The organism is Priestia sp. 40 (assembly GCF_049368575.1).
GTDB classification, from domain to species: domain Bacteria; phylum Bacillota; class Bacilli; order Bacillales; family Bacillaceae_H; genus Priestia; species Priestia zanthoxyli.
Map to the genome: position 1 here is coordinate 63,540 of NZ_JBMPZA010000023.1, position 16,034 is coordinate 79,573.

Genomic DNA, 16,034 nt, shown 5'->3' on the forward strand with positions numbered 1-16,034 from the left:
TCTACGTGATGATACTTTAATCGTAAGAGATTAAACGCTTTCATTCAATGAATAGGAAAACTAACTTTGTCGTACCACAGACGGACAAAGCTTTTAATTACATAAAAAAGCAGCTGAATTACACGAATTCAGCTGCTTTCTAACTTAATATTTATCTAATTCACTTACAGGAGATTGAATAATCACCGGATTTTTCTCTGGATTTAACCATTTTAAAATAGAGACAACTTGTTCTTTAGAAGTGGCCGTACATCCTGCTGTATAATTTGTTCCTACATGAAAGAAGATTGCACTTCCCTTTCCTGGGGTTCTAGATTCATTATAATTAATGACAAACCCATAATCATAAGCCGGGATATCCATGTTCTCAGCGCTCGTCCAGCGGCCATTCGCCGGCTTTTGCTGCCACGTATTATATAAAGAGCTTTTTGAATCGTCTACCCACACATCATTTGCTGTAATCTTTCGATATGGAAGCTTAGTTCCAGGATTTGCATAGCGTCCAAATGCTGTGCCAATTGTATATTTCCCTGTCGGAGATTCCATATCTCCTTCTTTTTTAGATAAAGCGAATCCTTTTTGTCCAAGTACACCGTTCGCAGTTAAAACTTGCTTCCATTTTCCATCGACCTTTTCAAACGTTTGAATTTTAGCAGACTTCGTATCGTAGTTATCTGCTGTAACCAAGATGACTTGCTGAGCGTTACCTAACGTTTTAAAAGAATCGACTACGAGCTTTGGAGACGCTGTAGCTGAAGCCTGTACATAGTCACTGCTTACATATCCTGTACGGCCGTTGTAGTTAATTTTGTACCAGCTTCCCCTTTTGCTCACCACGGACAGCTTCTGGCCTTTTGTCACACTTCCTATGGATGCATAGTTGGTGCCCGCTCCGCTTCTTACATTTAGCGTGCTTGCCGTTACTATGTACGTTGTGCTTTCTGTTGGTGGCGTTGTTGTTCCTGATGCTTGTACATAATCGCTGCTTACGTAGCCCGTGCGGCCGTTATAGTTAATTTTGTACCAGCTTCCGCTTTTGCTCACCACAGACAGCTTCTGGCCTTTTGTCACACTTCCTATGGATGCATAGCTAGTTCCCGCTCCGCTTCTTACATTCAGCGTGCTTGCCGTTACTGTGTACGTTGTGTTTTCTGCTGGTGGCGTTGTTGTTCCTGATGCTTGTACATAATCGCTGCTTACATAGCCCGTGCGGCCGTTGTAGTTAATTTTGTACCAGCTTCCGCTTTTGCTCACCACAGATAGCATTTGACCTTTCACTACGCTGCCAATAATCCCGTAAGTCGTTCCCGCTCCACTTCTCACATTTAGCTTGCTTGCCGTTACTTTATATGTAACTGTCGCTGCATATGCCTTTTCTTGATTTCCCCCGATTGAGCCAAAGCCAGGCGTTACAGCCGTTGCAAGTGTAGCTGTTAACGCCATCCCCACCATTAATTTTTTCAACTGCTTTCCCTCCATTTATCTATTATAAAATTCTACTATTTTCTATTCTTAATTCATTATCTTACCATATTCCAAACGAAGGGAAAGGGTCAATAGATGCTTTTCACACGGCCTATAAAAAAAGACAGACCTCTTTGATAGGTCTGCCTCTTTCACTATTATCCTAAATCAACGTTGTGATATACTTGCTGCACATCTTCTAGGTCCTCTAATGCATCAATCATTTTTTCAAACTGAGCTTGTGCATCTTCAGGAAGAGTTACATCATTTTGAGCAAGCATCGTTTGCTCAGCTACTGTAAATTCCGTAATCCCAGCATCGTTGAACGCTTTTTGTACCGCATGGAATTGATCCGGATCAGCATAAACAATTACAGAATCTTCTTCTTCTAAAATGTCACGCACGTCTACATCTGCTTCCATTAACAGTTCTAGCGTCTCTTCTTCATCCTTACCTTCTACACCAATAACAGCTGTTGGATCAAACATGTACGCTACTGATCCGCTTACTCCCATGTTACCGCCGTTTTTACCAAAAGCAGCCCGCACGTCTGAAGCTGTTCTGTTTACGTTATTCGTAAGAGCATCTACGATAACCATTGAGCCATTTGGTCCAAAACCTTCGTAACGAAGATTATCGTAATTTTCTTCTGATCCGCCTTTTGCTTTTTCAATCGCACGGTCAATAATTGCTTTTGGCACATTGTATGTTTTCGCGCGTTCTAATACAACTTTTAACGCTTGGTTTGATTCTGGATCTGGCTCGCCTTGTTTCGCAGCCACATAAATCTCACGGCCAAACTTGGCATATATACGACTTGTATTAGCATCTTTTGACGCTTTCTTTTCTTTAATATTGTTCCACTTACGGCCCATATTGTTTCACTCTCTTTCAAAATTGAATCTAATAAAATAAATAGGCAATGATATATCCGTCTTTATTATACATCAATTCCCTCTTATCTTTCGAGTTTAATACTTAAAAAAGAAAAGCAATCTTTTGGTATATTTCATTAACTAAATAAATGAGAAAACCATTTGATAACCGGCTGAATGATTTTTGTATATACATTTTTAAGCGGTTTGTATATACATCTCATCCAAATCCACCGTAAAGGATAGTAGATCATATGAATTACAATCCACTTAACTCCTTTCCAGAAACAGAGGAATATACGCTGACAAAATGAAACCACAGGAATAACAATTTCATTGAAAAATGGCAGCACAACATATTTCCAGAAAAGATAACAAGGGTAACAAACTAGATACAACACAGGGTATAAAACGTACTTCCATATAAATCTAGTTATAGGCAAAAAACATCGTTTCCAAACGAAGAGAATAAAAGGATAGATGAGGACACTCCATACCCAAGAAATAGGATAAACGAACAAGAAACGTATAATGTATCTCCAAATGAAATCAATGACAGGTTGAATAATTCTTGTTCCTATCCATATGAGGGGCTTAGCGATAAAATATACCCATAGCTTACACGAAATTTGAAATACAAAATAAAAGGGAAAATACAAGACAAAAAAGATGCCTCGCAACACGTACTTTATACTTTGAGCTACTCCACTAATACTTTTCACTTCCTTTTTTATAAGTGAGTTTCGTTCATTTACCTACTCTATTATATAAAATAAATTGAGCAAGCAAATATATTTTTTAGCTCAATGAGAATTGTATACAAAAACACCCTTCTATAATAGAAGGGTGTCTAGAACCTTATTATTCTACAGTAACTGATTTTGCTAAGTTACGTGGTTTATCTACATCGCAATCGCGGTGCAATGCAGCGTAGTAAGAGATTAATTGTAAAGGAATAACCGCTGCTAGTGGTGAAAGTGTTTCATGAACTTTCGGAATCACGTAGCGATCTTCTTCTGTTTCTAATCCTTTCATTGAAATGATACAAGGATTAGCTCCACGTGCTACTACTTCTTTTACGTTACCACGGATGCTTAAGTTTACATGCTCTTGTGTTGCTAATGCAATAATTGGCGTATTGTTTTCAATTAAAGCAATTGTTCCGTGCTTAAGCTCTCCTCCAGCAAATCCTTCTGCTTGGATGTAAGAGATTTCTTTTAGTTTTAACGCACCTTCTAAACCTACATAATAATCAACAGAACGTCCAATAAAGAATGCGTTGCGAGTTGTTGCTAAGAATTGAAGAGCAATGCTTTCCATTTCTTCTTTGTCCTCACAAAGTACTTCCATTGTGTTTGCTACGATTGCTAACTCTTGAACTAAATCAAATTCTAATTCAATGCCGCGTGTTTTTGCTGTTACAGCCGCTAGAATTGATAGCACTGCTAATTGAGCTGTATAAGCTTTTGTTGATGCTACAGCAATTTCCGGACCTGCATGAAGTAATAACGTATAATCAGATTCACGAGATAATGTTGATCCCGGAACGTTTGTGATTGTTAACGCTTTGTAACCTAGTTCTTTAATTTGAACTAATACTGCACGGCTGTCAGCTGTTTCTCCACTTTGAGAGATAAAGATAAACAATGGCTTTTCAGATAAAAGCGGCATGTTATAAGAGAATTCACTTGCTACGTGCACTTCTACTGGAACCTTCGCCCACGTTTCAATGAATTGTTTACCTACTAGGCCTGCATGATAGCTTGTTCCACATGCTACGATATAGATGCGGTCTGCTTCATCCATTGCTCCTAAAATGTCTGCATCAATGTGCAGTTCATTGTTCTCATTTTGATACTCTTGAATGATTTTACGAACAACTAAAGGCTGCTCATCAATTTCTTTTAACATATAGTGAGGGTACGTACCTTTTTCAATATCACTTGCATCAAGCTCTGCTGTATAAGGTGCTCTTTCTACCACTTCACCATCAAGCGTTTTAATTGTTACGCCTTCTTTTGTAACAATTACTGTTTCTTTATCCATTAATTCTACGTACTGATCTGTTACTTGAAGCATTGCCATAGCATCGCTCGCTACAACGTTAAATCCTTCGCCAACACCTACAAGAAGCGGGCTTTTGTTTTTAGCTACGTAGATTGTATTTTTATCTTCGTTATCAACAAGAGCTAGTGCATAAGAACCGTGAAGCAAGCTTACTGTCTTACGGAACGCTTCTTCTACATCTAAGCCTTCTGCTGCGATTTTTTCAATTAACTGAACGATTACTTCTGTATCCGTTTCGCTTTTAAACGTTACATCTTGTAAATATTCACGTTTCAAAATAGCGTAGTTTTCAATTACACCGTTATGCACAAGTGTGAAGCGTCCAGATGTACTTTGATGCGGGTGAGCATTTTCTTGGCTTGGTACACCATGAGTTGCCCAACGCGTATGACCGATACCTGCTGGTGCTACAACACTGTTATCTACTGCCTGACGCAATTCTGCAATACGGCCTTTTTCTTTGAATACGTGTACGCCTTCATTGTTAACAACTGCAATACCTGCTGAGTCATAGCCACGATATTCTAACTTTTCAAGACCACGTAATAAAATTTCTTTCGAATCTTCTGTTCCAATATATCCTACAATTCCGCACATAGATAAAATCCTCCTTCATGTATGAAAAGAGAGTCTCTTTTCATCATCAATGATTATCATCTCAATGCTTTTGTCCAATAAGTCACCTCATTGTTTTTCACATCAAGTTTTCGGCCGTGATAATCAACAACCGGGAGGCATCCGCCGATACTTCGATAAACCTCCTCCTCGTCAACTAAGTCGTTTCCGTCCCTTTACTTAGTTCAGGCGCTTTGTATTCACTTTTAAAATAGATTGTTCACTCCTTTACATAAATTAAGAGACGAACAGATTTAATATTACAATAAGAAGTGAGAAAACGTCAATTATCTTCTTTACTATCTGTAAAAACAGCCTTTAGCATCAGATAATTTCCAAGAATTTTTCTCAACAATATAAAAATATGCATAAGCAGCTTGAAACGTCACCGCTTATGCATATAATCAATGAATTACTCTAAGCCCATTTCTGCTTTTACTACTTCTACGATACGCGTTACATAAGTTTCACATTCTTCTTGTGTTTGTGCTTCAACCATAACACGTACTAACGGCTCTGTTCCTGAAGGGCGTACAAGTACTCGGCCATTACCGTTCATTTCTTTTTCCACTTCTTCAATAACCACTTTTACCTTCTCGTTATCTGTAACATGATGCTTATCCGTTACTTTTACATTTACAAGAAGCTGAGGATATTTCTTCATTTCAGCTGCTAATTCTGATAAAGGCTTTTTCGTTGCTTGCATAATGTTTACAAGCTGAATAGCTGAAAGCATACCGTCACCTGTTGTGTTGTAATCTAAGAAAATAATATGACCTGACTGTTCTCCACCTAGGTTATATTGATTAGCTTTCATTTCTTCCACTACATAACGGTCACCTACACCAGTTTGTGCGCTTTCAATTCCGCTAGCTTCTAGTGCTTTATAGAAGCCTAAGTTACTCATAACGGTAGAAACAAGCGTGTTTTTCTTTAAACGTCCTTGTTCATACAAGTATTTTGCACAAATGAACATGATTTGATCACCGTCTACAATCTCGCCTTTTTCATCGATTGCGATTAAACGATCTCCGTCTCCATCAAATGCTAACCCAACATCCGCTCCTTTTTCTTTTAAGAAGGCACTTAATGCTTCCGGATGTGTAGATCCTACACCGTCATTGATGTTTAATCCGTTTGGAGATGCCCCCATTGTAGAGATATCTGCATCTAGATCTGCAAATAAATGTGCTGCTAAAGATGACGTTGCTCCGTGCGCACAGTCTAATGCCACATGAATACCTGAGAAGTCTTCATCAACCGTTTGTTTTAAGTATTGAAGATATTTTTGTCCACCTTCGAAGTAGTCATTTACCTGGCCTAAGTCTCCCCCAACAGGTCTTGGTAATTGATCTGTTTCACTATCCATTAATGCTTCAATTTCATTCTCTTGGGCATCTGAAAGTTTAAATCCATCTGGACCAAAGAATTTAATTCCGTTATCTTGAACTGGGTTATGCGAAGCAGAGATCATGACTCCTGCTTGTGCGCCAAGTGCTTTTGTTAAATACGCTACCCCTGGAGTTGAAATAACGCCTAGTCGCATAACTTCTGCTCCAATTGAAAGCAATCCTGCAACAAGCGCTCCTTCTAACATATGACCAGAAACGCGTGTATCGCGTCCGATTAATACTTTCGGTCGCTCTGAATCTTTTGTTAGAACGTAACCACCTAAGCGTCCAATTTTAAAAGCAAGCTCAGGAGTTAATTCACTATTGGCAACTCCTCGTACTCCGTCTGTTCCAAAATACTTACCCATTAATTTTCTCTCCTTCATGTCAAAACATTTAGTTTCCTGATGTATTATCTGTCTGTCCATCTACGGGTGTAGAATTTTCATCACTTTGATTACTACTATCGTCACCAGTTTCTGTATTATCTGTTGGTGTATCTGTATTGTCTTCAGGTGTGTCAGTCTCTTCGCTTGGTTTATCAGTTGAATCACCTGAATTTCCCGTCCCAGGATTTGCTCCTGATCCAGTTCCCGTGTCTGGCTTTGTTTCTTTATCGCTCGTGCTTCCACTTGTTTCTTTATCCGTTTGCTCATCATTTGTCCCTGATTGTTTTTTCGCTGTTACACGAACTTTTGCCTGTTTAGTCGATAGTGTTGATGTAACAGAGTCGGGACTATTTATTATAATAGGAATCGTATGCTCCCCAGCAGATAAATTCCCTACATTCGCTGACAAGCTAATGCCGCTTTTCGTCAACTTATCTAAATCAGATTTTGGTCCTTTTACATCCGCATCTACTGAAGTAGGAGAAAGCAGTTCATACGTGTACTTTGAGGATTGACCAGTTAAAGAAACCGGCAAATTCTTAAATGACTTAGTCTCAGCTGTACTTTCGTCCGTTTCTTCTGCGTCTTTCTCATCACCTTGTTTGTCTACTTCCACATGAACGGTAATTTGTTTAGGACTTACACTATCTATTCCGTCTGGAACAGGGACATTCACCTTAATATCTTTAGATTTCGTAATACCGGTAACATCGACTGGAATATTATCAATTTTATCGATTTTTTCTAAAGAATCAGATGGACCAATAATTTTCACTGTATCTGTTTTAGGCTCTAGCTTCGTAATGTTGACACCGTCGCCTGGCGTGCCTTCTTGAATCACATCGATCGGCACTTTTTTACTAATATTTTTCACCGGGATTGTTACATTGACCGTTTCTGGTTGAACTGTTACATTCAATTTATTTAAATTCTTGTCTAGTGCGACAACAGTTGCTTGTTTTGTAACTGTTTTTGAAGCATTATCTAAATCAATAATAGCTTTCACATAAGCAACTTGATCCAATTGACTTGATGCGCCCGTTACCGTGACGGCTCTTGGACTAACGGTTGCTTCCCCTGCTTCATATCCATTCTTGACTTTGTTTTTATCATAGCTTGCCTCTACTGAAAACTGTTTTGAATCGCGTTCTTCAATTGTTACGTTTACAATATCAGGCTTAACCACTACGTTTAAATTATCAGAGATATTTCGATACTGAACCTTGACTCTATGCTGCCCTAAGCTTAAATTATCAAGGTCAATATAAGCTTGATAATCTTTTTGTAGCTTTGTTTGAGCCAAAATATTTTTAGGACCTTCCAGTGTCATAATAACCGTATCCGGAACACCTCTTACAATTCTGTTCTTCTCATTGTAGGATACTTGAACCGGAACATCTGTTAATGTTTCTACTCCAGTGTTGGCAGAACTGCTTCGGTTCAGAAACTTATTTGATGAACTCGCACCATCATCTAAATTAACAGATAAATATAACATGAAGGCTAACAGCAACGCGATAATTTTCATAACCCACGATCGATTCATCAATTTATCCATTCTTCTTCAACCTCCATTGCCAACGAGTGGAAGAAGTTGCTTTAGAAGTTGTGACTAATTCTTTTTCTAGCATTTCTCTCAATGTATCAATTGTCAATTCACGATACAATTCACCATTTTTGGTAACAGAAATGCCTCCAGTTTCTTCAGATACAATGACAGTCACACTATCTGTTACTTCACTTATTCCTACAGCAGCACGATGGCGAGTACCTAATTCTTTTGAAATAAAAGGACTTTCAGATAAAGGTAAGTAACATGCTGCAGCGGCTACTTGATCCCGCTGTAAAATAACTGCTCCATCATGAAGTGGTGTATTCGGTATAAATAAGTTGATTAATAATTCAGAAGAAATATTAGAGTTGAGCGGTATACCTGTTTCAATATAATCACCCATACCCGTCTCTCTTTCGATTGAGATCAATGCACCTATGCGTCTTTTAGCCATATAATGCGTTGCTTTTATAATCGCCTCAATCGTAACGGTACGTTCATCTTCTTCAGGCAAATTACTGCGTGAAAACAAACGTCCTCTCCCAAGCTGTTCAAGCGCTCGGCGCAGCTCTGGCTGGAAGATAATAATGATAGCTAAAAACCCATACGTTAACGCTTGGTCCATTAACCATTGTAGCGTATTTAGTCCAAGGAAGTTACTTATAAAGCGGACAACTAAAATCACCGTGATTCCTTTTAAAAGCTGTACTGCTTTTGTACCTCTTATGACCATAATTAATTTATATATGACGAACCATACCAGGAGAACATCAACAATTTTTCCTAAATATGAGAGGATTGGCAGGTCTCCAATAGGCATCTTCTCACTTCCTCTATATATGTAATAAAGATAACATAACCGTTTTATTATACCATAAAACAAAATTACACTGTAAATTACATCTTATTTTTAAATCCTTGTTCCTATATAATGTAGCCTTCTTTTTATATAAATAAAACCGTCCACTGTTCCTCTCTAACAAGATAAGTGGACGGTTTTATGTTTCAACTATTAAAAGTCAACAGCTTGTTTGGCATGAGTTTTGACATTATACCATACCCAGTCAAAAATCTTGTCTAACTCTTCAATATTGCCTGTCACTTCTCCTGCAGAAGCTAGGTACTTATCACCATGTATAACAGTAACGTTTCCATCTACTTTTCCTTCAATTTTAATATCGCCATTTCTCACAGTAATATCACCTTTAACGGTCTCACCTTTTGGTACAACGACTGTTTTATCGTGAATGACTAGGTTCGGCTGCTTTGAAACAGAAAAGTCTTCATCCGTTTCCCAAGCTGAAAACACCGTGCCGGACATTAACAGCACAAATACAGCAGCTGCACTAAGAATCGGGTGGTTTGTAAACCATCTATTCATTCGAATTCGATTCTTCTCACGTGGTAACCCAGCCATAACACCTGCTGTAAAGTTCATAGGTAATTCTATATGAGAAGTGCTTTGCACAAATGCAATGGTTCTTTTTAACTGATGCATATGCTGCTGACAACCTTTGCATTGATGCAAATGCTCTTTTAATAATAGTTCATTTTCTTTTGTAATATCTCCATCTAAATGTTCATGAATGAGATTTACATACATTTTTGGACATTTCATTCTTAGTTCACTCCTTACAAGTGGCGAAGTCGATTTCTTAAAGCTTCACGTCCTCTGTGAATTCTAGTCTTTACCGTACCAAGCGGCAGGTCTAAAATATCGCTGATTTCTTTTAACGACAGCTCATCTATATATTTTAGGACAATGACAGTTCGATATTTCTCAGGTAGCTTTAATATTTCCGACTGAATGAATTCTTGCAATTCTACTTGCTCTAGTTCTTCCTCTGGTAAGGCCTGATCGGCAGCTATTTGAGAGTACATATTTAACCCGTCGGTCCCGGCTACTTCTGCATCTAAATAATAGTCTGGCTTTTTTTTACGAATTCGATCAATACAAAGATTTGTAGCAATTCGATATAACCAGGTGGAAAACTTTTTACTTGTGTCATAGCTATGAATATTTACATAGGCTCGAATAAACGCTTCTTGTGCAGCGTCTTGCGCCTCTTCCCGGTTTCCTAACATTCGATAACATAGATGAAAAAGTTTATCCTTGTGATATTCTACTATGTCAGCAAACGCATCCTGGTCACCTTTTTTTACTTTTTTTATTTTCCTTTTTAATAATAAATCCATGTAACGGTTACCTCCGCCCATTGCGGGATAGTATATATACGTGTACTTTATCATAAAGTTTCACTTATGCTTAATTATTTTAACAAAAATTTGTCAAATACGTTTAAAAAGATCGTACGTAGGTTATGTAATTAGTATAGATGAAAAGAAGAGGAGTGGAAAGCTTGACTCATACAAAAGAGAACCTTTTGAATCAAATTGAAGAATGTAGAAATAACATGGTCACTCTTGCAGCAGAAAACCCTTTATCATCACTAACAGTGGTGAGAGTAAGTTCAGAGCTAGATGGTTTATTAAATGAATATGAAAAGTTTTTCTCTATATAAAGAAGCTCTCGAATCTGAACTAAGAGCTTCTTTTTTTTTATCTTCATATATATTTCATGTACCTTTTGGTAGGTATTAATGTTTTATACTAATTTTTCTCCTAAAAGTGAGCCCATTAATGCAACAGCTACGGTAGCTGTTTTATTCCGTTCATCTAAAATAGGATTCACTTCCACAAACTCAGCAGAAGTGATTAGCTGAGATTCTGCCAACATCTCCATAGCTAAATGACTTTCTCTATAGCTTATTCCACCGATAACTGGTGTTCCTACTCCAGGTGCATCATGTGGATCCAGTCCGTCTAAATCGAGTGATAGATGAACGCCATCTGTTTTATCCTGCAAATATAAAATTGTTTCTTCCATTATTTTTGTCATGCCCATTCGATCTATCTCATGCATCGTATACACTTTAATGCCTTTTTCCTTTATTAGCTCTTTTTCTCCTTCATCTAAAGAACGTGCTCCGATAATCACAATATTTTCAGGCTTAACTTTAGGTGTATAACCACCAATTCGAGTCAATGCTTCGTCTCCTACACCTATACTTGCCGCCAATGGCATACCGTGAATATTTCCTGAAGGAGACGTATCTGCTGTATTCAAATCTCCGTGTGCATCATACCAAATCACGCCCAAGTTTTTATAATGACGACTTACTCCTGCTAGTGTTCCGATAGCGATACTGTGATCTCCCCCTAGCACTAAAGGAAACCTTTTATTTGTAATAACATCACTTACGGTCTGAGCAAGCCTCTCGCTAGCATCTGCTACAGCTTTTAAATTCTTTAAGTTTGTATTTTCATCACTATGTACTCGTTCAGCTAAGGCAATTTCAATATTCCCTTTATCTTCTACACTATAGCCAATATTCTCGATGCGTTCAATGACACCTGCATATCGTATCGCACTTGGCCCCATATCGACCCCACGGCGAGTTTGACCTAAATCCATTGGTACTCCAATAATTGAAAGCTTATTCATAATATGTCCCCCCATCACAAATGTTGCTACTCTCTTATTGTAACGGCTAAATGAGCGATGGCTCAACTCGACACTTTTTTGAATATATATACAATTCTAATTTGTAGAAACTGCACAAAAAAACCTTTAAGCAATTTGCTTAAAGGTTGTACGTTCATATGTATGGTGGAGCCTAGCGGGATCGAACCGCTGACCTCCTGCGTGCAAGGCAGGCGCTCTCCCAGCTGAGCTAAGGCCCCAATATCTTTTTTTATATAGAAATGGAGCGGAAGACGAGGTTCGAACTCGCGACCCCCACCTTGGCAAGGTGGTGTTCTACCACTGAACTACTTCCGCTTATTAAAATGAGCCATGAAGGACTCGAACCTTCGACCCTCTGATTAAAAGTCAGATGCTCTACCAACTGAGCTAATGGCTCTCTATGGCTGGGCTAGCTGGATTCGAACCAACGCATGACGGAATCAAAATCCGTTGCCTTACCGCTTGGCGATAGCCCAATAAAGATGGTGGAGGGGGGCAGATTCGAACTGCCGAACCCGAAGGAGCGGATTTACAGTCCGCCGCGTTTAGCCACTTCGCTACCCCTCCGATATAAATGGTGCCGGCAAGAGGACTTGAACCCCCAACCTACTGATTACAAGTCAGTTGCTCTACCAGTTGAGCTACACCGGCACGGTGGTGGAGGATGACGGGATCGAACCGCCGACCCCCTGCTTGTAAGGCAGGTGCTCTCCCAGCTGAGCTAATCCTCCACTATTATGTAGATAAAAATAAATGGTGACCCGTACGGGATTCGAACCCGTGTTACCGCCGTGAAAGGGCGGTGTCTTAACCGCTTGACCAACGGGCCAGTTGGCTCCACAGGTAGGACTCGAACCTACGACCGATCGGTTAACAGCCGATAGCTCTACCACTGAGCTACTGTGGAATAATAATAGCCTGGCAACGTCCTACTCTCACAGGGACAAAGTCCCAACTACCATTGGCGCTAAAGAGCTTAACTTCCGTGTTCGGTATGGGAACGGGTGTGACCTCTTCGCTATCGCCACCAGACATATTATATTATACATGATTTGATAAAGAAAGCAAGACTTTTTTAAAAGTTTTGTTCTCTCAAAACTAGGTAACAGTTTGCTGAGCAAAGCTTACGCTTTTAAAGTTTTGGTTAAGTCCTCGATCGATTAGTATCAGTCAGCTACACATGTCGCCACGCTTCCACCTCTGACCTATCAACCTGATCATCTTTCAGGGATCTTACTAGCTTGCGCTATGGGAAATCTCATCTTGAGGGGGGCTTCATGCTTAGATGCTTTCAGCACTTATCCCGTCCACACATAGCTACCCAGCGATGCCTTTGGCAAGACAACTGGTACACCAGCGGTGTGTCCATCCCGGTCCTCTCGTACTAAGGACAGCTCCTCTCAAATTTCCTACGCCCACGACGGATAGGGACCGAACTGTCTCACGACGTTCTGAACCCAGCTCGCGTACCGCTTTAATGGGCGAACAGCCCAACCCTTGGGACCGACTACAGCCCCAGGATGCGATGAGCCGACATCGAGGTGCCAAACCTCCCCGTCGATGTGGACTCTTGGGGGAGATAAGCCTGTTATCCCCGGGGTAGCTTTTATCCGTTGAGCGATGGCCCTTCCATGCGGAACCACCGGATCACTAAGCCCGACTTTCGTCCCTGCTCGACTTGTAGGTCTCGCAGTCAAGCTCCCTTGTGCCTTTACACTCTACGAATGATTTCCAACCATTCTGAGGGAACCTTTGGGCGCCTCCGTTACATTTTAGGAGGCGACCGCCCCAGTCAAACTGCCCACCTGACACTGTCTCCCGGCCCGATCAGGGCCGCGGGTTAGAATTTCAATACAGCCAGGGTAGTATCCCACCGACGCCTCCACCGAAGCTAGCGCTCCGGCTTCTCAGGCTCCTACCTATCCTGTACAAGCTGTACCAAAATTCAATATCAGGCTACAGTAAAGCTCCACGGGGTCTTTCCGTCCTGTCGCGGGTAACCTGCATCTTCACAGGTACTATAATTTCACCGAGTCTCTCGTTGAGACAGTGCCCAGATCGTTACGCCTTTCGTGCGGGTCGGAACTTACCCGACAAGGAATTTCGCTACCTTAGGACCGTTATAGTTACGGCCGCCGTTTACTGGGGCTTCGATTCAGAGCTTCTCCCAAAGGATAACCCCTCCTCTTAACCTTCCAGCACCGGGCAGGCGTCAGCCCCTATACTTCGCCTTGCGGCTTCGCAGAGACCTGTGTTTTTGCTAAACAGTCGCCTGGGCCTATTCACTGCGGCTCTCTCGGGCTATACACCCTACCAGAGCACCCCTTCTCCCGAAGTTACGGGGTCATTTTGCCGAGTTCCTTAACGAGAGTTCTCTCGATCACCTTAGGATTCTCTCCTCGCCTACCTGTGTCGGTTTGCGGTACGGGCACCTCCCGCCTCGCTAGAGGCTTTTCTTGGCAGTGTGGAATCAGGAACTTCGGTACTATAATTCCCTCGTCATCACAGCTCAGCCTTTATGATGAGCGGATTTGCCTACTCATCAGCCTAACTGCTTGAACGCGCATATCCAGCAGCGCGCTTACCCTATCCTACTGCGTCCCCCCATTACTCAAACGGCGGGGAGGTGGTACAGGAATATCAACCTGTTGGCCATCGCCTACGCTTTTCAGCCTCGGCTTAGGTCCCGACTAACCCTGAGCGGACGAGCCTTCCTCAGGAAACCTTAGGCATTCGGTGGACAAGATTCTCACTTGTCTTTCGCTACTCATACCGGCATTCTCACTTCTAAGCGCTCCACCAGTCCTTACGGTCTGACTTCACAGCACTTAGAACGCTCTCCTACCACTGACATCAAAGATGTCAATCCACAGCTTCGGTGATACGTTTAGCCCCGGTACATTTTCGGCGCAGAGTCACTCGACCAGTGAGCTATTACGCACTCTTTAAATGGTGGCTGCTTCTAAGCCAACATCCTGGTTGTCTAAGCAACTCCACATCCTTTTCCACTTAACGTATACTTGGGGACCTTAGCTGGTGGTCTGGGCTGTTTCCCTTTTGACTACGGATCTTATCACTCGCAGTCTGACTCCCATGGATAAGTCTTTGGCATTCGGAGTTTGACTGAATTCGGTAACCCGTTGGGGGCCCCTAGTCCAATCAGTGCTCTACCTCCAAGACTCTCACAACATGAGGCTAGCCCTAAAGCTATTTCGGAGAGAACCAGCTATCTCCAGGTTCGATTGGAATTTCTCCGCTACCCACACCTCATCCCCGCACTTTTCAACGTGCGTGGGTTCGGGCCTCCATTCAGTGTTACCTGAACTTCACCCTGGACATGGGTAGATCACCTGGTTTCGGGTCTACAACCACATACTAAACGCCCTATTCAGACTCGCTTTCGCTACGGCTCCGCCTTATCAGCTTAACCTTGCATGGGATCGTAACTCGCCGGTTCATTCTACAAAAGGCACGCCATCACCCGTTAACGGGCTCTGACTACTTGTAGGCACACGGTTTCAGGATCTCTTTCACTCCCCTTCCGGGGTGCTTTTCACCTTTCCCTCACGGTACTGGTTCACTATCGGTCACTAGGTAGTATTTAGCCTTGGGAGATGGTCCTCCCAGCTTCCGACGGAATTTCACGTGTTCCGCCGTACTCAGGATCCACTCAAGAGGGAACGAAGTTTCAACTACAGGGTTGTTACCTTCTTCGACGGACCTTTCCAGGTCGCTTCATTTACTTCGTTCCTTTGTAACTCCGTATAGAGTGTCCTACAACCCCAAGAGGCAAGCCTCTTGGTTTGGGCTAATTCCGTTTCGCTCGCCGCTACTCAGGAAATCGCATTTGCTTTCTCTTCCTCCGGGTACTTAGATGTTTCAGTTCCCCGGGTCTGCCTTCAATATCCTATGTATTCAGATAAAGATACTGTTCCATTACGAACAGTGGGTTTCCCCATTCGGAAATCTCCGGATCAAAGCTCACTTACAGCTCCCCGAAGCATATCGGTGTTAGTCCCGTCCTTCATCGGCTCCTAGTGCCAAGGCATTCACCGTGCGCCCTTTCTAACTTAACCATTAGCGAATAAATGGTACAACATACTGTTGTGTTATTTATTGGTTTGATTAAAGAAAAGTTTCACTTTTCCTCAGCAA

Annotated in this window: 10 protein-coding genes, 9 tRNA genes and 2 rRNA genes; 1 reads left to right on the forward strand and 20 read right to left on the reverse strand. The window is 41.4% G+C overall.

Annotated elements, in window-relative coordinates:
- Positions 1–144 precede the first annotated feature (144 nt).
- The 8 genes from ACO1DI_RS23665 to sigW all read right to left on the reverse strand — a co-directional run bounded on the left by ACO1DI_RS23665 (position 145) and on the right by sigW (position 10,549).
- Complete coding sequence (locus ACO1DI_RS23665) at positions 145–1,464, reverse strand: SH3 domain-containing protein (protein ID WP_423145653.1); 1,320 nt, start codon at positions 1,462–1,464, stop codon at positions 145–147.
- A 158-nt stretch (positions 1,465–1,622) separates the two neighbouring features.
- On the reverse strand, positions 1,623–2,339 hold the full coding sequence (locus ACO1DI_RS23670; protein ID WP_013054976.1) for a YebC/PmpR family DNA-binding transcriptional regulator: 717 nt from the start codon (positions 2,337–2,339) through the stop codon (positions 1,623–1,625).
- Positions 2,340–3,200: 861 nt separating this feature from the next.
- Positions 3,201–5,003 (reverse strand): glutamine--fructose-6-phosphate transaminase (isomerizing), encoded by a 1,803-nt coding sequence (gene glmS / locus ACO1DI_RS23675; RefSeq protein WP_115652903.1) that lies wholly within the window; start codon positions 5,001–5,003, stop codon positions 3,201–3,203.
- Positions 5,004–5,433: 430 nt separating this feature from the next.
- Positions 5,434–6,780, reverse strand: coding sequence for a phosphoglucosamine mutase (glmM, locus tag ACO1DI_RS23680; RefSeq protein WP_042992391.1), 1,347 nt, complete (start codon positions 6,778–6,780; stop codon positions 5,434–5,436).
- 28 nt (positions 6,781–6,808) lie between these two features.
- Positions 6,809–8,359, reverse strand: coding sequence for a CdaR family protein (locus tag ACO1DI_RS23685; RefSeq protein WP_115652901.1), 1,551 nt, complete (start codon positions 8,357–8,359; stop codon positions 6,809–6,811).
- Complete coding sequence (gene cdaA / locus ACO1DI_RS23690; RefSeq protein ID WP_013054971.1) at positions 8,352–9,173, reverse strand: diadenylate cyclase CdaA; 822 nt, start codon at positions 9,171–9,173, stop codon at positions 8,352–8,354. The genes ACO1DI_RS23685 and cdaA overlap by 8 nt, the downstream gene beginning before the upstream one ends.
- A 192-nt stretch (positions 9,174–9,365) precedes the next feature.
- Positions 9,366–9,971, reverse strand: a complete 606-nt coding sequence (locus tag ACO1DI_RS23695; RefSeq protein WP_013081391.1) for an anti-sigma factor family protein — start codon at positions 9,969–9,971, stop codon at positions 9,366–9,368.
- 14 nt (positions 9,972–9,985) lie between these two features.
- Entirely contained in the window at positions 9,986–10,549 is a 564-nt protein-coding gene (sigW, locus tag ACO1DI_RS23700) for an RNA polymerase sigma factor SigW (RefSeq protein WP_013054969.1), read from the reverse strand.
- Between the two features lie 155 nt (positions 10,550–10,704).
- On the opposite strand from sigW, the gene ACO1DI_RS23705 reads away from it, so the two are divergent.
- Positions 10,705–10,875 (forward strand): aspartyl-phosphate phosphatase Spo0E family protein, encoded by a 171-nt coding sequence (locus ACO1DI_RS23705; RefSeq protein ID WP_223260213.1) that lies wholly within the window; start codon positions 10,705–10,707, stop codon positions 10,873–10,875.
- Positions 10,876–10,958: 83 nt separating this feature from the next.
- On the opposite strand, the gene rocF is transcribed toward ACO1DI_RS23705, so the two are convergent.
- The 12 genes from rocF to ACO1DI_RS23765 form a co-directional block, all read right to left on the reverse strand.
- The gene (rocF, locus tag ACO1DI_RS23710; protein ID WP_014461999.1) at positions 10,959–11,858 is read right to left on the reverse strand and encodes an arginase; all 900 of its coding nucleotides are present in this window, start codon (positions 11,856–11,858) and stop codon (positions 10,959–10,961) included.
- 163 nt (positions 11,859–12,021) lie between these two features.
- Positions 12,022–12,097 (reverse strand) — tRNA-Ala (locus tag ACO1DI_RS23715).
- 22 nt (positions 12,098–12,119) lie between these two features.
- Positions 12,120–12,194, reverse strand: a tRNA-Gly gene (locus ACO1DI_RS23720).
- 9 nt (positions 12,195–12,203) lie between these two features.
- Positions 12,204–12,276 (reverse strand) — tRNA-Lys (locus ACO1DI_RS23725).
- Between the two features lie 4 nt (positions 12,277–12,280).
- Positions 12,281–12,355, reverse strand: a tRNA-Gln gene (locus ACO1DI_RS23730).
- A gap of 7 nt (positions 12,356–12,362) precedes the next feature.
- Positions 12,363–12,446: transfer RNA gene (locus ACO1DI_RS23735), tRNA-Tyr, on the reverse strand.
- An 8-nt stretch (positions 12,447–12,454) separates the two neighbouring features.
- Positions 12,455–12,530, reverse strand: a tRNA-Thr gene (locus ACO1DI_RS23740).
- Between the two features lie 4 nt (positions 12,531–12,534).
- A tRNA-Val gene (locus tag ACO1DI_RS23745) sits at positions 12,535–12,610 on the reverse strand.
- Positions 12,611–12,633: 23 nt separating this feature from the next.
- A tRNA-Glu gene (locus ACO1DI_RS23750) sits at positions 12,634–12,708 on the reverse strand.
- Between the two features lie 3 nt (positions 12,709–12,711).
- A tRNA-Asn gene (locus ACO1DI_RS23755) sits at positions 12,712–12,786 on the reverse strand.
- Positions 12,787–12,795: 9 nt separating this feature from the next.
- Positions 12,796–12,911 (reverse strand): 5S ribosomal RNA (gene rrf, locus ACO1DI_RS23760).
- Between the two features lie 108 nt (positions 12,912–13,019).
- Positions 13,020–15,955 (reverse strand): 23S ribosomal RNA (locus tag ACO1DI_RS23765).
- Between the last annotated feature and the right edge of the window lie 79 nt (positions 15,956–16,034).